This window comes from Pseudomonas glycinae, from assembly GCF_001594225.2.
Taxonomy (GTDB): domain Bacteria; phylum Pseudomonadota; class Gammaproteobacteria; order Pseudomonadales; family Pseudomonadaceae; genus Aquipseudomonas; species Aquipseudomonas glycinae.
Map to the genome: position 1 here is coordinate 3,332,946 of NZ_CP014205.2, position 17,539 is coordinate 3,350,484.

Genomic DNA, 17,539 nt, shown 5'->3' on the forward strand with positions numbered 1-17,539 from the left:
CATGGCTATCTGCTCCGCGTAAGTTATCTCGTACAAACTCGGCGAGAATCGTTACCGGTGGTATGAGCTATGCATTCGGACGAAGTTCCTGTCCGCTCATCGCGAAATCTGAAATTTCTTGAAATATTGTCAGAGATGGCACCAGTATCAATTTGATAGCAATTTCGTTTTCGACCTTTAATAACAGGCGAAAAATCACGTTAGATAGTTTTGTGCCACTACGGTGAAAAAATTTAGGTGCCACTACTGAAAAAAATGATCAGTGTCGAGTGAAACTAATCTTAGAAAAGGCAGGGAGGTTTTTCTGGCGCCAGTAAAATGGCGAAATGTGGCGAGGGTTTTTTGACATCGTGCGAGCTGCACGACTCTTCGTATAAAGAGTCGTGCATTAGGCATGCTTTATTCGGGGGCGTGATCGCGTAGAAACACCAGATTATCCGGTTTCGATTGCTCGGCGCTGTAGCGATAACCCTGTACATCGAACTGCTTGAGCAGGGCCGGATCGTTGATTTTTTCCTGGATCACGAAGCGGCTCATCAGGCCCCGGGCCTTCTTGGCGTAGAAGCTGATGATCTTGTACTGGCCGTTCTTCAGGTCCTTGAATTCGGTGTTGATGATCCGCGCATTCAAGGCTGTGCGTTTGACCGCCGAGAAGTACTCGTTGGACGCCAGGTTCAACAGCACGTCGTCGCCCTGATCGGCCAGCGCTTCGTTCAGCCATTCACTGATGCGTGTGCCCCAAAAGGCGTACAAGTCCTTGCCACGGGCGTTGGCCAGTTTGGTGCCCATTTCCAGGCGATACGGCTGCATCAGATCGAGCGGGCGCAGCAGGCCGTAAAGGCCGGAGAGCATGCGCAGGTGCTGTTGCGCGTAGTCGAAATCGGCTTCGCTGAACGACTGGGCATCGAGCCCGGTGTAGACGTCGCCCTTGAAGGCCAGCAGTGCCTGTTTGGCGTTTTCCGGCGTGAACGCCGGTGTCCAGCTGCCGAAACGCGCGGCGTTGAGACCGCCGATCTTGTCGGACACGTGCATCAGTTCGCTGATCTGCGCCGGGCTCAGTTCGCGCAGTTGCTGGATCAGTTCCTGGGAATGGTCGAGGTATTGCGGCTGGGTGAAGCGCTGGGTCGCCGGCGGTGTTTCGTAATCGAGGGTCTTGGCGGGGGAAATCACCATCAGCATGAAGTCGTCTCCTTTAATCGTGGGGGCGATTCTAGGGGGTTGGGGCGGATGACTCCAGCTATCGCGTCCATAGGTGATCGGCGGTGTGCCACCCAACCCTGATCGTTCCCACGCTCTGCGTGGGAATGCAGCCAGTGACGCTCTGCGTCACCCCGGCAGCGGACGCAGAGCGTCCGGGGAGGCGTTACCACGCAGAGCGTGGGAACGATCATCTGGGTGCCTGCGGGAATTACTGTCGGATCGGCTATAGTGCGGCGCGGGTTTTGTTATGGAGACACCCTTTGCGCATTGTTCTTTTTTTCACCGCGTGGCTGTTGAGCGTCGGTGCCGTTGCGGCGCCGGGCGATATCGCGACGCTGGATCGCAGCACCTGGCCGGAAAAACTCGACAATCCGACCCTGTTCGACGTCGCCTCGCGGGCGGAAATCCTGATGTTCGCCCGCGGCCTGCTCGGCACCGAAGCGCTGGACGAAGCGGCGCTGGCCCAGCGTCTGGGGCTGCGCACGGTCAATCTGGACGCCATCAACAGCCTGCGCGAGCGCCTGTGGCAGCGTCTGCTCGCCAACTACAACTTTGCCCAGCAAAGCTGCGATCAGGATGCCTCGTTCTGCTTCCTCGTCGAAGACCTGCCGACCCTGCGCGAGCAGGCTGCCAAATTCGTGGTCAGCGACGAAAGCTATTACACCAGGTGGGCCGAACCGAGCCGGATCTTCCACCTGCAATACCTTGATGAGCTGATGCGCAAGGCTGCGCTGTCGCCGCAGACCAGCAGCGAACTCGATCATTTCGGAGACTACGAGCGTAACGGCGACGACATGCACGATCGCTTGTTTCTGCTGAGTTTCGACAGCGCCGCCAACCTGCAACCGGACAACACCGACTGGCTCGCCGAGTACCTGCGCAAGTCGAACCTGAGCGGCACCTTTTTCATGCTGGGCAAGGATGTTCAGGCGCGGCTGGCCGATCGTTCCGTCAGCAGTCTGCAAGCGGCGTTTTCGCAGCAGTGCGTCGGCGTGCAGGGCTGGGAGTTCCGCTCCCACAGCCACTGGCAGGACTGGCAGGATTCGGTGCGGCGCAGTGCCGATCTGGTCCGCAACAAGCTGCCGGAAAACTACGTGCCGCTGTTCCGTCCGCCGGAAGGCCAACGACGCAGCGATGCCCGTAGCTTCTTCAACAGTCAGGGCCTGCAAGTGGCGCTGTGGGACATCGATGCCCAGGACGGCGCCGGCAAGCTCAAGGGCGCTCCGAGCGCGCAGCGGGTGCTGACCCTGATGCTGTTGTGGCGGCACGGGGTGATCAATTTCAACATGAAACAGGATCCAGTGAAGACCGCGTTGCCGTGGCTGATCACACAAACCGCGCAAAGCGGTATCGGCTGGGAAGACTGTCAGGACGCGTTTCGCTGAAAAACGGCAAGAGCCCGGAAACATTGGGCTTGGGGTGATTTTTTTGCGGAATTTGATGCAGGCCGACTTCCGACTCTAACGGGGGCAGGGCGGTCCGCCAAGGGCTTTTCGTCACTTTGCAAAATAAACTTCAAAAAAGCGTCAAAGTGCTTTTTTCTGTCACGGGTTTTGGAGTATTACGAAGTCAGACCGCCGAAACCTGCAACACAGGTGGCGTCTTCCAAGACCCATTTTGTGTGCGGTTCACCTGCTATCCCGACAAAAGCTGTGCAGGTGGATTCGGCAGTCACTTCGAGGCGCAGCACCGCCGAGGTATTGCGTCGAATGGCTCCCACAAAGGTGACCGAGTATGGATGATCACGGACGTAGCCCTTCCTCCAACCAGCCAATCCTTTATGTACTCGATACCAACGTACTGATTCACGATCCGAACGCCCTGCTGAATTTCGAAGAACACCACGTCGCGATCCCGATGACCGTGCTTGAAGAGCTGGACAAGCTCAAGAGCGGGCATCACAGCGTGGCCGCCGAGTGCCGTCAGGCGATCCGGCTGATCGACAAGACCCTGGGCGATGCCTCACCCGATGACGTCGAACAGGGCGTGCCGATCCAGCGCGGCAAGGGCGGCCCGAAGGGCTTGCTGTCGATTCTGATGAGCAAACAGGCCGAATCGAACCTGATTCTGCCCGAGCATCTGAACGACAACAAAATCATCAACCAGCTGATCGACCTGCACACCCGCGAACCGAGCAAACCGGTGGTGCTGGTCACCAAAGACATCAACATGCGCCTCAAGGCGCGCGCCTGCGGGATCGACGCCGAGGACTACAGCACCGACCAACTGGTCGACGACGTGTCCCTGCTGCCCAACGGCTATCACAACATGACCGGCTCCTTCTGGGACCGCGTGAGCAAGGTCGAAACCCGTCAGGACCACGGCCGCACCTGGCATCAGGTCCAACTGATCGACAACCTGCCCGCCGTGCACATCAACGAGTTCATCATTGATGAGCAGGGCTTCGTCGGCTGGATCAAGGAGATCGAAGAAGACAAGCTGCTGATCCTCGACCTGCACCAGGAACCGCTGTTGCATCAGGAAGCCTGGGGCCTCAAGCCACGGGACATCTATCAGAGCCTGGCGCTGTACGCGCTGCTGGATCCGGACATTCACCTGGTCAACCTGTCCGGCGCCGCCGGCTCGGGTAAAACCATTCTGGCGCTGGCCGCTGCGATCGAGCAGACCATGGTCAGCAAGCGTTATCGCCGCATCATCGCTACCCGCAGCGTGCAGGGCCTGGACCAGGAAATCGGCTTCCTGCCCGGCACCGAAGCGGAAAAAATGGAGCCTTGGCTGGGCGCCATCACCGACAACCTCGAAGCCTTGCACATGGATGACGAAAACACCCATGGCAGCGTCGACTACATCCTCAGCAAAGTGCCGTTGCAGTTCAAATCGCTCAATTACATTCGCGGTCGCAGCTTCCAGCAGAGCCTGATCCTGATCGACGAATGCCAGAACCTCACGCCGCACCAGATGAAAACCATCATCACCCGGGCCGGCGCCGGTTCCAAAGTGGTGTGCCTGGGCAACCTGGCACAGATCGACACCCCTTACCTGTCCGCGACCAGCTCCGGGCTGACTTACCTGACCGAACGCTTCAAGGATTTCCCCAACGGGGTGCACATTACCCTGCAAGGGGTGCCTCGCTCGATCCTGGCCGAATACGCCGAATCGCATCTGTAACCGTCAAACCGAACCGGGCGACTGCAAAGTCGCCCGGTTTTTTATGTGCGCAATTCTGACCCCCAGGTTTACAATCGACGCTCCTGATCAGGAGTAATCCCGTGCTGACTCATCTCGATTCCCAAGGTCGCGCCAACATGGTCGACGTCACCGAAAAAGCCGTGACGTTCCGTGAAGCGACGGCCCAAGCGCTGGTGCGCATGCTGCCCGATACCCTGCAGATGATCGTCAGCGGCGGCCATCCCAAGGGCGACGTGTTCGCCGTGGCGCGCATTGCCGGCATTCAGGCGGCGAAAAAAACCAGTGACCTGATTCCCCTGTGCCATCCGTTGATGCTGACCGGCGTCAAGGTCGAACTCAGCGCCGAAGGCGATGACACGGTACGCATCGTGGCTCGCTGCAAATTGTCCGGGCAGACCGGTGTCGAGATGGAAGCGCTGACCGCCGCCAGCGTCGCCGCGCTGACGATCTACGACATGTGCAAGGCCGTGGATCGCGGCATGACCATCGAAAGTGTGCGCCTGCTGGAGAAAGTCGGCGGCAAGAGCGGGCATTTCCAGGCGGAGCAGCCATGAACCTGACCGTGAAGTTTTTTGCCCGTTACCGTGAGGCGCTGGGCGTGGATTCGGTGAAGGTCGAGGGTGATTTCGCCACCGTCGATGATGTTCGTGCGTTGTTGGCTCAGCGTGAAGGCGCCGATGTGCTCAGCGAGCAGAACCTGATGTGCGCACGCAACGAAGACCTCTGCCAGCTCGACGAGCCGGTGGTGGACGGCGACGAAGTGGCGTTTTTCCCCACCGTGACCGGAGGCTGAGCCATGCGCATTCGGGTGCAGTCCGAACCGTTCGATCCTGGCGCTGAAGTCAACGCGATGCACGCGGCAAATGTCGGCGTCGGCGCGGTGGTGAGTTTTGTCGGCTACGTGCGCGACTTCAACGATGGCCTCGATGTCGCCGGGATGTTCCTCGAACACTATCCGGGAATGACCGAAAAGGCCCTCGGCAAGATCGCCTTGGAGGCCGAGCAGCGCTGGCCGCTGTTGAAGCTGGAAGTGCTGCACCGCATCGGCGCGCTGGAACCGGGCGAACCGATCGTGTTTGTCGCCGCTGCCAGTGCCCACCGCCAAGCGGCGTTTGACGCCTGCGCCTTCGTCATGGATTACCTGAAAACCCGCGCACCGTTCTGGAAGAAAGAGAACACCAGCGACGGCCCGCGCTGGGTCGAAGGTCGCGACAGCGATCATGCGGCGGCGGATCGCTGGAAGCAGTAGATTCTGCGCTGCTCTCCCGGCCCTCTTCGCGAGCAAGCCCGCTCCCACAGGGAAATGCATTCCAATGTGGGAGCGGGCTTGCTCGCGAAGGCGCCATCCGCAACACCGAAAATGCTATGGATTACCTACCTGACCAACAGCAGGAAGCAATCTCTTTTGCCCAATTGACGATTTGTACGTAAAAGTCCAGTATGGATTTACAAGTACAAAAAATCGCCTCGTGCTTGAAGCTCCAGGCTTACCGCTTGCAGCTGCTCTTCTTCGTCTTGCCAAACCAACAACAACCCGCGAGAGAACGAACATGAAGAAATTCCCCCTCATTACCGGTCTGGCGCTGAGCCTGTTGGCGTGCAGCAGCGCGTTCGCCGCCGAGAAAACCCTGCGCATCGGTATCGAAGCGGCGTATCCGCCCTTCGCCTCGAAAACCGACAAGGGTGAAATCGTCGGTTTCGACTACGACATCGGCAATGCCCTGTGCGCGCAGATGCAGGTCAAGTGCGTGTGGGTCGAGGGCGAGTTCGACGGTCTGATTCCTTCCCTGAAAGTGAAGAAAATCGACATGGCGCTGTCGTCCATGACCATCAATGAAGACCGCAAGAAGTCGGTGGACTTCACCCACAAGTACTATTTCACCTCGTCGCGGCTGGTGATGAAGGAAGGCGCGAGCGTCGATGACCAGTACGCCAGCCTCAAGGGCAAAACCGTCGGCGTGCAGCGTGCGACCACCACCGACCGTTACGCCACCGAGGTGTTCGAGCCCAAGGGCATCAACGTCAAACGCTATGGCAACAACGAAGAAATCTACATGGACCTGGCGGCCGGTCGTCTCGACGCGATCTTCGCCGACACCATCCCGCTGAACGACTTCCTGTCGATGCCGCGCGGCAAGGGTTACGCCTTTGTCGGGCCTGAGCTGAAGGATCCGAAATACGTGGGCGAGGGCGCGGGGATTGCGGTGCGCAAGGGCAACACCGAGCTGGTCAGCCAGTTGAACAGCGCCATCGACGGCATTCGTGCCAGTGGCGAATATCAGAAGATTTCCGAGAAGTACTTCAAGTCGGACATCTACGGCGACTGACAGTCCGCCATCGCTGGCAAGCCAGCTCCCACAGAGATTTTTGGTGTACACAAAACCTGTGGGAGCTGGCTTGCCAGCGATGAGGCCGTCAGATTCACCGCAAAATCTTCAGCCCTTCAATTCCTTCAAATGCTTGTAAACCGTCGCCCGCCCCATGTTCAGCACATTGGCCACATAGTTCGAGGCGCTCTTGCCCTTGAATGCCCCCTCGGCGTGCAGCGCCAATACCAGTTCGCGTTTGTGATCGCGGGTCAGCAGGTTCAGGCTCAGTTGCCGCTCGCGTAGCCAGGCGTGCAGGAAAGTGTTGATGCGCTCCTGCCAGTCATCGCGAAACAGCGAGTCCGGTTGCGGAATCAGTTTGCTCGGCGAGAGGAACAGGTCCAGCGCAGCCTTGGCATTCTCGAACAGCGAAATATTCAGGTTGATGCACAGCACCGCCAGCGGATGACCTTCGCTGTCGCGCAGCACGGTGCTCAGGCTGCGAATCTTCTGGCCGTCCCAGTTGAGCTTTTCGTACGGGCCGATGTTCCGTTCGCTGACGTCGTCGCTGAGCATGTCTTCCAGCGACGATTCATCGCCGATCACCCGTTTCGACAGGTTGTTGGCGATGTAGTCGACCTTCTGCGTGCGCAGGTCGTGCAGCACCACTTCGGCGTGGGGAAAGAACAGCGTGGCGATGGCATCGGCGATGGCGTGGTAGTTGTCCAGCGCAGCGTCATGCAGCTCGGGCGTTTGTTCAGGGGCGGTCATAACTGTGAAGCTCCAGGCAACGTCAACGCCCCCGTGATCCGGGGGCGTTGCGAGTGTGCCGCAATCCGTCGGGCGCGTCATCCGGGCGGACGGTCAGGCCAGGCGGGCAGGGGCGAGCATGGCGGCGCTCAGGCCGAATTGCTTGAGGTGTTCGGGCAGCGATTCGCCACGCACCAGCGCCGCGCTGGCCATGCCCATCGCCGGTGAGGTCTGGATACCGTAACCGCCCTGGGCCGCGACCCAGAACAGCCCCGGCACCTGCGGATCGAACCCGGACAGCAAATCTCCGTCAGCCACGAAACTGCGCAGGCCCGCCCAGGTGCGAGTCGGGCGGCGGATGGTCAGGGTCGTCGCTTCCTCGATCTGGTAAATGCCCATGGCGATGTCCAGTTCTTCCGGCTGCACGTCGTGCGGTTCGACCGGGTCGGCGTTGGCCGGCGAGCCGAGGAACATCCCGGCGTCGGGCTTCATATAGAAGGATTCGTCGAGGCTGACCAGCATCGGCCAGTGATGAATGTCCACGCCTTCGGGGCCGGCGAAGATGAACGCCGCGCGACGTTTCGGTTGCAGGCCCAGCGGCTTGGCGCCGGCCAGGGCACCGATCTTGTCGGCCCAGGCGCCTGCCGCGTTGATTACGATGGGGGCGCTGAAGGTCTGGCCGTTGGTCTGCACTTGCCAGATGCCGTCGGCATCGCGGCTCAGTCCGATCACTTCGCAATCGGTCTGCACCTGGCCGTTGTTGCGACGGATGCCGCGCAGATAGCCCTGATGCAGCGCATCGGTATCGATGTCGCTGGCGGTCGGGTCGTAGATCGCGCCATGGACTTTCTCCCGGCGCAGGATCGGCAGCCGCGCGCAGGCTTCATCCGCGCTGAGAAGCTGCATTTCCGGCACCGTGGCTTTGGCGCTGAGGTACTGATTGTTCAGCTCGGCGGCGTCACCCGCGAAGTCGACAGTCATTTCTCCGCGTGGAGTCAGCAGCGGGTGTTCGCAGAAGCCGCTGGGCGGATGGTCGAAGAATTCACGGCTGGCCTGGGTCAGCGCCCGAACCTGCGGAGTGCCGTATGCGGCGGTGAACAGCGCAGCCGAACGCCCGGTCGAGTGATAAGCCGGGTGCGACTCGCGCTCCAGCACCACAACTTTGCCGTGTTGCGACAGCCAGAAACCGGTGGAGGCGCCGGCAATCCCGCCGCCGATGATGATGAAATCTGCATGACTCATGAAAATCTCCGGTGTCAGCGCTGCAATTGATAGACGGCGTTGGCCAGGGCGATGTCTTCCAGGCCCAGACCGATGGAGCGGAAAAACACGTGACGGTGGTAATCGGGGCGCCGCACTTTTTCGCTGAGCAGATCCGCCAGGTCACCGATGATCGCGCTGCTGTCCCAGCCATGCTGTTCGCCGGCAATCAGCATCTCGCCGGCCGAGCCCGGGGTGGTCAGACGATAGTCGCAGAACACCTGCATGTCGTTGAGGCTTTGCGGTGGCACTTCATGGGCGCGCGGTGCGTTGGTGCTGATCGAGGTGATCAGCGCCGGTTTGCTCAAGGTTGCCGGGTCGATCACCGGGCCCGCGGACGAGGTGCAGAGCATGATCACATCTGCGTCGGCGATGGCGGCTTCGCGGCTGTCGGCGATGCTCACCCGTGGATCGAGGGCTTGCAGCTGGCGGGCGGTTGCCGGGTCTTCGCTCAAGGTCGGCGAGTACACGCTGATGTTCTGCCAGTCGCGCAACATCTTGACGTAATGCAGGTGCGCCTGGGCGACCTTGCCGCTGCCGATGATTGCCAGACGCGTGGCGTCCAACGGGGCGAGGGCATCGACCGCCACGGCCGTGGTCGCAGCGGTACGGGCAGTGGTCAGTTCGCCGGCATCACAGAGCAGCAGCGGCTGGCCGGTCTGCATCGACATCAGCAGCGTCCACGCCGTCACCAGCGGGCCTTGTTCGCGAACGATGTACGGCGATGTCTTGACCCCGTACACGCCGTCTTTCGCCAGCACGCCCAGATAGTTGATGAAGTCTCCGGCGCCCTGGGGGAATTCCACCCATTGCTGCGCCGGTTGCACTGCGTGCCCGGCCGCCAGATCGCGGAACAGCTTGCGCAGGATCTGCGGCACATCGATCCGGGCCAACAGCTCGCGGGCCTGGGTTTGGTCGATCACGTAAGGCGTACTGGACATGTCGGACTCCGCAGATTGTTTCTAAACTAATTTGTCCATTATGGACTTTTAGTTTTATTGAACAATATCCGGGCGAAAAAAAAAGCGCAGTCCGTTGCCGGCTGCGCTTCTCGTTTTGGCGGCGCTTACTGTGGACGCTTGCGCTCAACCGCCCGCAATAGATGGGTCGGCGGCGTTTCACAGCTGATCTTGCGACCGAGTTTTTCTTCGATGGACGGCAACTGATAGGAGTCGTCTTCACCGGCGAAGCTGATCGACACGCCATCGGCGCCGGCCCGACCGGTACGGCCGATGCGGTGCACGTAGTCGTCCGGGACTTCCGGCAGAGTGAAGTTGATCACGTGGCTGATGCCGTCGATGTGGATACCGCGACCGGCCACGTCGGTGGCGACCAGCACCCGGATCTTGCCTTCGCGGAAGCCTTCCAGCGTCTTGATCCGCTTGTGCTGCGGCACGTCGCCGGACAGTTGCGCGGCGTTGATGCCGTCGCGTACCAGGCGTTCTTCGATGCGGCGCACTTCGTCCTTGCGATTGGCGAACACGATGACCCGCTCCCAGCCGTTATCGTTGACCAGGTTGAACAGCAGTTTGTATTTGTCGGCACCGGCCACCGCGTAGATGTGCTGCTCGACGTTTTCGTTGGCCACGTTGGTGACTTCGATTTCGACGATCGCAGGATCGGTGGTCCACTGCTTGGCGAGGTTCATCACGTCATCGGTGAAGGTCGCGGAGAACAGCAGAGTCTGGCGTTCGCTTTTCGGCGGGGTCTGGCGAATGATCTGCCGGACCTGCGGGATGAAGCCCATGTCGAGCATGCGGTCGGCTTCGTCCAGCACCATCACTTCGACCATGTCCAGGTGCACGTCGCCGCGCTGGTTGAAGTCGAGCAGGCGGCCCGGGGTCGCGACGAGGATGTCGCAATGGCGCGCTTCGAGGTGCTTGAGCTGCTTGTCGAAGTCCATCCCGCCGACGAAGGTCATGACGTTGAGACCGGTGTACTTGGTCAGGTCGGCGGCGTCCTTGGCGATCTGCACCACCAGCTCGCGGGTCGGCGCGATGATCAGCGCCCGTGGCTCGCCCATGTAGCGCTCTTTCGGCGGCGGGGTCTGCAACAGCTGGGTGATGATCGAGATCAGGAACGCGGCGGTCTTGCCGGTGCCGGTCTGGGCGCGGCCGATGGCGTCTTTGCCGGCGAGGGTATAACCCAGCACCTGGGCCTGGATCGGTGTGCAATACGGGAAACCCAGGTCGTGGATGGCGTGCATCAGTTCCGGGGCGAGTTTGAAATCGTGGAAGCGGGTCTTGCCTTCCTGCGGCTCGACGACGAAGTCTTCGAGTTTCCAGGGAATCACCGGCGCCTTGGGCTTGGGTTCGCGACGTGGTTTGGCCGGTTTCGGTGTTTCGCTGCGGGCCGGCTCGGTGGCGGGCGCGGCAGCTGAAGCGGGTTTCGGTTCTTGCTTTGGGGGCGTGGCGGGCGTCTGGCGGTCGGCCTGGCTGGCATCGTTGCGATGACCGGGGGCGTGCGACGGCGCAGTGGGGACTGGCGCGAGCTGCTCAGCCTCGCTTTTACCGAACATTTTCTTGAGTGCTTTGAGCACGGTCATCTCATCAATTGGTTAAGGAATGTACGCCGGCCAGTGTAATGCAAGAAACGGGCGCGGCGTAGTGGGATGATCAAAGGGCGACCCCTGTCGCAATTGTCAGCGCAGGCGTTCGCTCAACCATGTGCCGATGTCGCGAATTTCTTCGGGTAACACTTCGTGCTCCATTGGGTATTCCTGCCATGTCACGGTGACACCATGGGCCTTGAGATACTCATAAGCCGTGCGTCCCATCGAGTTCTGCACCACGTTGTCGAACTGGCCGTGCAGCGCCAGCACCGGAATCCGCTGCTGGCTGGCGGACAACTCCAGTTCATCGCTGAAGGTCGGCGCGTATGTCGATAGTGCCAGTACCCCACCCAATGGCCCTTGCCACTTCAGGAATGCGGTGTGATAGACCACGGCGCCGCCCTGGGAGAAACCGGCGAGGAAAATCCGCGAGGCGTCTATTCCGCTGCTTCGCTGTTCTTCGATCAAGTCGATGATGCGGTCGGCGGATGCTTCCAGCTCATTGCGGTCGATCGCCCGGGCCGGGCTCATCGCCTTGATGTCGTACCAGCTCGGCATGGCATATCCGCCATTTATTGTCACCGGACGGGTCGGCGCCTGGGGCAGGACGAAACGCGTGCTCAGCAGGCTTTCCTGAAGCGCTTCGGCCACCGGCAGGAAGTCGTAGCGGTCGGCGCCGAGGCCGTGCAGCCAGATCACGCAGGCGTCTGCGGGCTTAACAGGCTGAAGAATCAAGGGCTCGGTCATGGCTGCTCCAATTGTGTGCGGGCGCTCTCATTGAGTGCGTGATTTGCGTGCGCGCCCGGTTGATCCGTTAAGAAGATGTCGCAAGGCTGCAAGTTTTGCTATTGACCTGTCACTCAATCGCTTCAGCAGCCGGTGTGGTACGGGCTTTGCTATGAGGTAGTCGTGCAATCGATCTCGCGCCTGGCGGTAACACTATCAGTGAACGCCTGGCGACGGGATAGCAAAGAATCCGGTGATGGATGTTCGCCAATGGCCGCAACGGGCTTAGCGAACGTGAAAGGGCTACCGCCCGTTCGGCCGACTGGTGAGAAGTGAGTTGTCCATGATGTGGATTGTCTCCTACTAGACTCATAGCGAAGGTCCTGCGTCGGTTGACCCCAAAAAAAGCCAACACGGGTCAACAACGCCTCAAAAGGGTGCGACTGGACTCAAGCTCCGACACAACAAGAGCAAAACTGGAGGTTTGAATGAAGATGTTGAAATCCACGCTGGCGATCGTGACTGCTGCTGCAGTACTGGGTGTCAGCGGGTTCGCTCAGGCGGGTGCAACCCTGGATGCAGTGAAGAAGAAAGGATTCGTGCAGTGCGGCGTCAGCGATGGCTTGCCAGGCTTCTCGGTTCCGGATTCCACCGGCAAGATCGTGGGTATCGATGCTGACGTCTGCCGCGCCGTGGCCGCTGCCGTGTTCGGCGATGCGACCAAGGTCAAGTTCAGTCAGCTGAACGCCAAGGAGCGTTTCACCGCGCTGCAGTCGGGCGAGATCGACATTCTGTCGCGCAACACCACCATGACCAGCTCCCGTGACGCGGGCATGGGCCTGAAATTCCCGGGCTTCATTACCTACTACGACGGCATCGGCTTCCTGGTAAACAACAAGCTGGGCGTGAAGAGTGCCAAAGAGCTGGACGGTGCAACCATCTGCATCCAGGCCGGTACCACCACCGAGTTGAACGTTTCCGACTACTTCCGCGGCAACGGTCTGAAATACACCCCGATCACTTTCGACACCTCCGATGAAAGCGCCAAGTCGCTGGAATCCGGTCGTTGCGACGTGCTGACCTCCGACAAGTCCCAGCTGTTCGCCCAGCGCAGCAAGCTGGCTTCGCCGAAGGACTATGTAGTTCTGCCGGAAACCATTTCCAAGGAACCACTGGGCCCGGTCGTGCGTAACGGCGACGACGAGTGGCTGGCCATCGTGCGTTGGGTTGGCTACGCGCTGCTGAACACCGAAGAAGCAGGCATCACTTCGAAGAACGTCGAAGCTGAAGCCAAAGCGACCAAGAACCCGGATGTCGCTCGTATGCTCGGTGCAGACGGCGAATACGGCAAAGACCTGAAACTGCCGAAGGACTGGGTCGTACAAATCGTCAAGCAAGTCGGCAACTACGGCGAAATCTTCGAGAAAAACCTCGGCAAGAGCACTCCGCTGGAAATCGACCGCGGCCTGAACGCGCTGTGGAACAACGGCGGCATTCAATACGCACCACCAGTGCGCTGATGGTTCTGTCACCCGGCAGGCCAACTGCCGGGTGACGTTCTGTTCCATTATTTCCGGGGCACTTCATGCAAAATTCAATCGGCGCACCAAAGCAGAGGCTCAGCCTCAGCGATCCACGAGTGCGTGCGTGGGTATTTCAGATCATCACCATCGTGGCGGTGGTCTCCCTGGGCTGTTATCTGTTCGATACCACCCAGACCAACCTGCAACACCGGGGTATCACTTCGGGGTTCGACTTTCTCGAGCGCAGTGCCGGGTTCGGCATCGCTCAACACCTGATCTCCTACACCGAAGCGGACAGTTATGCCCGGGTGTTCGTCATCGGCCTGCTCAACACGCTGCTGGTGACGTTCATCGGTGTGATCCTGGCCACGATCCTCGGCTTCATCGTCGGCGTGGCACGTCTGTCGAAGAACTGGATCATTTCCAAACTGGCAACGGTGTACGTGGAGGTTTTCCGTAACATCCCGCCACTGCTGCAGATCCTGTTCTGGTACTTCGCGGTGTTCCTGACCATGCCGGGGCCGCGCAACAGCCACAACTTCGGCGATACCTTCTTCGTCAGCAGCCGTGGCCTGAACATGCCGGCCGCGCAAATGGCCGACGGCTTCTGGGCGTTCGTGGTCAGCATCGTGGTGGCCATCGTCGCCATCGTGCTGATGAGCCGCTGGGCCAACAAGCGCTTTGAGGCCACTGGCGAGCCATTTCACAAGTTCTGGGCAGGCCTGGCGCTGTTCCTGGTGATCCCGGCGCTGTGCGCGCTGATCTTCGGTGCACCTGTGCACTGGGAAATGCCGAAGCTGCAAGGCTTCAACTTCGTCGGTGGCTGGGTGCTGATTCCGGAACTGCTGGCCTTGACCCTGGCGTTGACGGTGTACACCGCAGCGTTCATCGCCGAGATCGTGCGTTCGGGCATCAAGTCGGTCAGCCATGGCCAGACCGAGGCGGCGCATTCGCTCGGCCTGCGCAACGGCCCGACCCTGCGCAAGGTGATCATTCCGCAAGCGCTGCGGGTCATCATCCCGCCGCTGACCAGCCAATACCTGAACCTGGCGAAGAACTCCTCGCTGGCGGCCGGTATCGGTTATCCGGAGATGGTTTCGCTGTTCGCCGGCACCGTGCTGAACCAGACCGGTCAGGCGATCGAAGTCATTGCCATCACCATGAGCGTGTACCTGGCGATCAGTATCAGCATTTCCCTGCTGATGAACTGGTACAACAAGCGCATCGCGCTGATCGAGCGGTAAGGAATAGCGCATGAGTACTCATACTTTCAAACCCGACATGCCACCGCCGGCCAAGGTCTTCGGCCCGATGGCGTGGATCCGCGCGAACATGTTCTCCAGCTGGCTCAATACCCTGCTGACCCTGTTTGCGTTCTACCTGATCTACCTGGTGGTGCCGCCGATCCTCAGCTGGGCGATCCTCGATGCCAACTGGGTCGGCACCACCCGCGCCGACTGCACCAAGGATGGCGCCTGCTGGGTCTTCATCCAGCAGCGTTTCGGCCAGTTCATGTACGGCTACTACCCGCCGGAACTGCGCTGGCGCGTGGACCTGACCGTGTGGCTGGCGGTCATCGGCGTGGCGCCACTGTTCATCAAGCGCGTGGCGCACAAGGCGGTGTACGGCCTGAGCTTCCTGGTGGTCTACCCGATCGTTGCCTGGTGCCTGCTGCATGGCGGCGTCTTCGGCCTCGACACCGTGGCGACCAGCCAGTGGGGCGGTCTGATGCTGACTTTGGTGATCGCCACTGTCGGCATCGCCGGTGCGTTGCCGCTGGGGATTGTCCTGGCGCTGGGCCGGCGTTCGAACATGCCGGCGATTCGTGTGGTCTGCGTGACCTTCATCGAGTTCTGGCGCGGCGTGCCGTTGATCACGGTGCTGTTCATGTCCTCGGTGATGCTGCCGCTGTTCCTGCCCGAAGGCATGAACTTCGACAAGCTGCTGCGGGCGCTGATCGGCGTGATCCTGTTCCAGTCGGCGTACGTCGCCGAAGTGGTGCGCGGCGGTCTGCAAGCGATCCCCAAAGGCCAGTACGAAGCCGCGGCCGCGATGGGCCTCGGTTACTGGCGCGCCATGGGCCTGGTGATTCTGCCGCAAGCCCTGAAGCTGGTGATTCCCGGCATCGTCAACACCTTCATCGCGCTGTTCAAGGACACCAGCCTGGTGATCATCATCGGCCTCTTTGACCTGCTCAACAGCGTCAAGCAAGCCGCTGCCGATCCGAAATGGCTGGGCATGGCCACCGAAGGCTACGTGTTCGCCGCCCTGGTGTTCTGGATTTTCTGTTTTGGCATGTCGCGCTATTCCATGCACCTGGAACGCAAGCTCGACACTGGCCACAAGCGTTAGGAGTTTTTTCGATGAGCGAAGCAATCAAAAAGCCAGTGGGCCCTGAAGGCATCATTCAGATGCAGGGCGTGAACAAGTGGTACGGCCAGTTCCACGTGCTGAAAGACATCAACCTCAACGTGCGTCAGGGCGAGCGTATCGTGCTGTGCGGTCCGTCGGGTTCCGGCAAATCCACCACCATCCGCTGCCTCAACCGTCTGGAAGAGCACCAGCAGGGCCGCATCGTGGTCGATGGCGTGGAGCTGACCAACGACCTCAAGCAGATCGAAGCGATCCGCCGTGAAGTCGGCATGGTGTTCCAGCACTTCAACCTGTTCCCGCACCTGACCATCCTGCAGAACTGCACCCTGGCGCCGATGTGGGTGCGCAAGATGCCCAAGCGCAAGGCCGAGGAAATCGCCATGCATTACCTGGAGCGCGTACGCATTCCGGAGCAGGCGCACAAGTATCCGGGACAGCTGTCCGGCGGTCAGCAGCAGCGTGTGGCGATTGCCCGCGCGCTGTGCATGAAGCCGAAAATCATGCTGTTCGACGAACCGACCTCGGCACTCGACCCGGAGATGGTGAAAGAGGTACTCGACACCATGATCGGCCTGGCCGAAGACGGCATGACCATGCTCTGCGTGACCCACGAAATGGGCTTCGCCCGCACCGTGGCCAACCGCGTGATCTTCATGGACAAGGGCGAAATCGTTGAACAGGCGGCGCCGAACGACTTCTTCGACAATCCGCAAAATGATCGGACGAAGCTGTTCCTGAGTCAGATCCTGCATTGAGATCTGATGCATAAAACCAACCCGGCCTTGTGCCGGGTTTGTTTTCTGAGGGTCAGGAAACGGTGAGGGTTTCGTGTTCTTTGTGCTCGGTATACTTGAAGGCGTTCCTCAGATCCGCCCCTTCACCCAAGGCTTTCGCATCGGCGAGCAAGTGCGGATAGCGATCGAGCAGGCGCATCAGCAGCATCAACGCCTTCGGCGGAAGCACTTCGCCGCGCTCATAGCGGGAAAATGCGTTGTGTCCGCCACCAGAAAGCAGTTGCACGGTTTCTTTTTGCGTCAGGTGCAATTTGCGCCGGATGCGCTTCATCTCGTTACCGATCATTTGTCGGGCAGCAATCACCAGATCATCACCGGCTTGCGTGTAGCGTTCTGCACTATCGGTATCGGCGTCCCACTCGACCTCACCGCATTTGCGACATTCCCAGCCAGCAAGGTCATCGATACGACGTTCCATGCCTTTGACACTGATGGTTTCGCCGCGGCCCTCGAAATGTGTCATTCCCTCACGTGCACCGCAGCTGAAACATTGCCGGGTCTTCATTGGTTTTTCTCCTTGAAGGAGATTACCGGTGGGCCACCTTCGGGGCGGTATGTCACCTTGATGTAAATCTCCAGATCGTGTGAGTGCGTGTGATAAACGTCTTGCCAGACTCGATGATCGTCATAGGTGGTCATCGACTTGTACAACATCCTGTTCTGCAGTTCGAAAACGAATTCTTGCATCTCTATGATGCTGAAGCCGAGATCCAGTCCGGTTTTTTCTGCGCTCTTGGTGAATGCCTGTCTTCCCCGTCGCCTGACCTCAGCCTTGATCACCACCAAGTCGTAATGGGGTGTGTTCTTTTCCATAAGAAACCAAAGCCCTGTCCCTGAAATTACCCTTAAAGGGTAATTTTGACTAATCGAAAATCCCCTCCATTTGCCCCTCTCTGACCCTAGGTG

18 protein-coding genes are annotated in these 17,539 nt (G+C 59.9%); 10 read left to right on the top strand and 8 right to left on the bottom strand.

Going from position 1 to position 17,539, the window contains the following annotated elements; genetic code table 11:
• Positions 1-399: 399 nt before the first annotated feature.
• On the bottom strand, positions 400-1,179 hold the full coding sequence (gene yaaA, locus AWU82_RS15080; RefSeq protein ID WP_064382456.1) for a peroxide stress protein YaaA: 780 nt from the start codon (positions 1,177-1,179) through the stop codon (positions 400-402).
• Positions 1,180-1,460: 281 nt separating this feature from the next.
• Here yaaA and AWU82_RS15085 point away from each other — a divergent pair, with 281 nt between their 5' ends.
• The 6 genes from AWU82_RS15085 (at position 1,461) to aotJ (ending at position 6,677) form a co-directional block, all read left to right on the top strand.
• Positions 1,461-2,585, top strand: a complete 1,125-nt coding sequence (locus tag AWU82_RS15085; protein WP_064382455.1) for a polysaccharide deacetylase family protein — start codon at positions 1,461-1,463, stop codon at positions 2,583-2,585.
• A 349-nt stretch (positions 2,586-2,934) separates the two neighbouring features.
• Positions 2,935-4,329: a PhoH family protein gene (locus tag AWU82_RS15090; protein WP_011332563.1), complete on the top strand. Its 1,395-nt coding sequence runs from the start codon at positions 2,935-2,937 to the stop codon at positions 4,327-4,329.
• Positions 4,330-4,430: 101 nt separating this feature from the next.
• Complete coding sequence (moaC, locus tag AWU82_RS15095; RefSeq protein WP_064382454.1) at positions 4,431-4,904, top strand: cyclic pyranopterin monophosphate synthase MoaC; 474 nt, start codon at positions 4,431-4,433, stop codon at positions 4,902-4,904.
• Positions 4,901-5,143, top strand: a complete 243-nt coding sequence (locus AWU82_RS15100) for a MoaD/ThiS family protein (protein ID WP_064382453.1) — start codon at positions 4,901-4,903, stop codon at positions 5,141-5,143. Before moaC ends, AWU82_RS15100 begins: the two co-directional genes overlap by 4 nt.
• A 3-nt stretch (positions 5,144-5,146) precedes the next feature.
• Positions 5,147-5,599, top strand: a complete 453-nt coding sequence (gene moaE, locus AWU82_RS15105; protein WP_064382452.1) for a molybdopterin synthase catalytic subunit MoaE — start codon at positions 5,147-5,149, stop codon at positions 5,597-5,599.
• 301 nt (positions 5,600-5,900) lie between these two features.
• Positions 5,901-6,677 (top strand): L-arginine-binding protein AotJ, encoded by a 777-nt coding sequence (aotJ, locus tag AWU82_RS15110; protein ID WP_064382451.1) that lies wholly within the window; start codon positions 5,901-5,903, stop codon positions 6,675-6,677.
• 108 nt (positions 6,678-6,785) lie between these two features.
• Here the strand turns inward: aotJ and AWU82_RS15115 are convergent, their stop codons facing one another.
• From AWU82_RS15115 to AWU82_RS15135, 5 genes are all read right to left on the bottom strand, one after another.
• Complete coding sequence (locus AWU82_RS15115) at positions 6,786-7,427, bottom strand: helix-turn-helix transcriptional regulator (protein ID WP_064382450.1); 642 nt, start codon at positions 7,425-7,427, stop codon at positions 6,786-6,788.
• Between the two features lie 93 nt (positions 7,428-7,520).
• Positions 7,521-8,648, bottom strand: coding sequence for an NAD(P)/FAD-dependent oxidoreductase (locus AWU82_RS15120; protein ID WP_064382449.1), 1,128 nt, complete (start codon positions 8,646-8,648; stop codon positions 7,521-7,523).
• Positions 8,649-8,662: 14 nt separating this feature from the next.
• Positions 8,663-9,607 carry an ornithine cyclodeaminase family protein gene (locus AWU82_RS15125; protein WP_064382448.1) on the bottom strand — a complete coding sequence of 315 codons (945 nt, stop codon included), beginning with the start codon at positions 9,605-9,607 and terminating at the stop codon, positions 8,663-8,665.
• A 125-nt stretch (positions 9,608-9,732) separates the two neighbouring features.
• Positions 9,733-11,211, bottom strand: a complete 1,479-nt coding sequence (gene rhlB, locus AWU82_RS15130; RefSeq protein WP_064382447.1) for an ATP-dependent RNA helicase RhlB — start codon at positions 11,209-11,211, stop codon at positions 9,733-9,735.
• 96 nt (positions 11,212-11,307) lie between these two features.
• A complete protein-coding gene (locus AWU82_RS15135; protein WP_064382446.1) occupies positions 11,308-11,964 on the bottom strand; it encodes an alpha/beta hydrolase in 657 nt (218 codons plus the stop codon).
• Between the two features lie 467 nt (positions 11,965-12,431).
• On the opposite strand from AWU82_RS15135, the gene AWU82_RS15140 reads away from it, so the two are divergent.
• From AWU82_RS15140 to AWU82_RS15155, 4 genes are all read left to right on the top strand, one after another.
• Entirely contained in the window at positions 12,432-13,463 is a 1,032-nt protein-coding gene (locus AWU82_RS15140; RefSeq protein ID WP_064382445.1) for an amino acid ABC transporter substrate-binding protein, read from the top strand.
• A 65-nt stretch (positions 13,464-13,528) separates the two neighbouring features.
• Positions 13,529-14,710: an amino acid ABC transporter permease gene (locus tag AWU82_RS15145; protein WP_190241480.1), complete on the top strand. Its 1,182-nt coding sequence runs from the start codon at positions 13,529-13,531 to the stop codon at positions 14,708-14,710.
• A 10-nt stretch (positions 14,711-14,720) separates the two neighbouring features.
• Positions 14,721-15,818, top strand: a complete 1,098-nt coding sequence (locus AWU82_RS15150) for an amino acid ABC transporter permease (RefSeq protein WP_064382444.1) — start codon at positions 14,721-14,723, stop codon at positions 15,816-15,818.
• Positions 15,819-15,829: 11 nt separating this feature from the next.
• The gene (locus tag AWU82_RS15155; RefSeq protein ID WP_007957337.1) at positions 15,830-16,594 is read left to right on the top strand and encodes an amino acid ABC transporter ATP-binding protein; all 765 of its coding nucleotides are present in this window, start codon (positions 15,830-15,832) and stop codon (positions 16,592-16,594) included.
• Between the two features lie 52 nt (positions 16,595-16,646).
• Here AWU82_RS15155 and AWU82_RS15160 read toward each other — a convergent pair whose 3' ends face one another.
• A complete protein-coding gene (locus AWU82_RS15160; protein WP_007957339.1) occupies positions 16,647-17,138 on the bottom strand; it encodes a type II TA system antitoxin MqsA family protein in 492 nt (163 codons plus the stop codon).
• Positions 17,135-17,446: a type II toxin-antitoxin system MqsR family toxin gene (locus tag AWU82_RS15165; RefSeq protein ID WP_064382443.1), complete on the bottom strand. Its 312-nt coding sequence runs from the start codon at positions 17,444-17,446 to the stop codon at positions 17,135-17,137. Before AWU82_RS15165 ends, AWU82_RS15160 begins: the two co-directional genes overlap by 4 nt.
• Between the last annotated feature and the right edge of the window lie 93 nt (positions 17,447-17,539).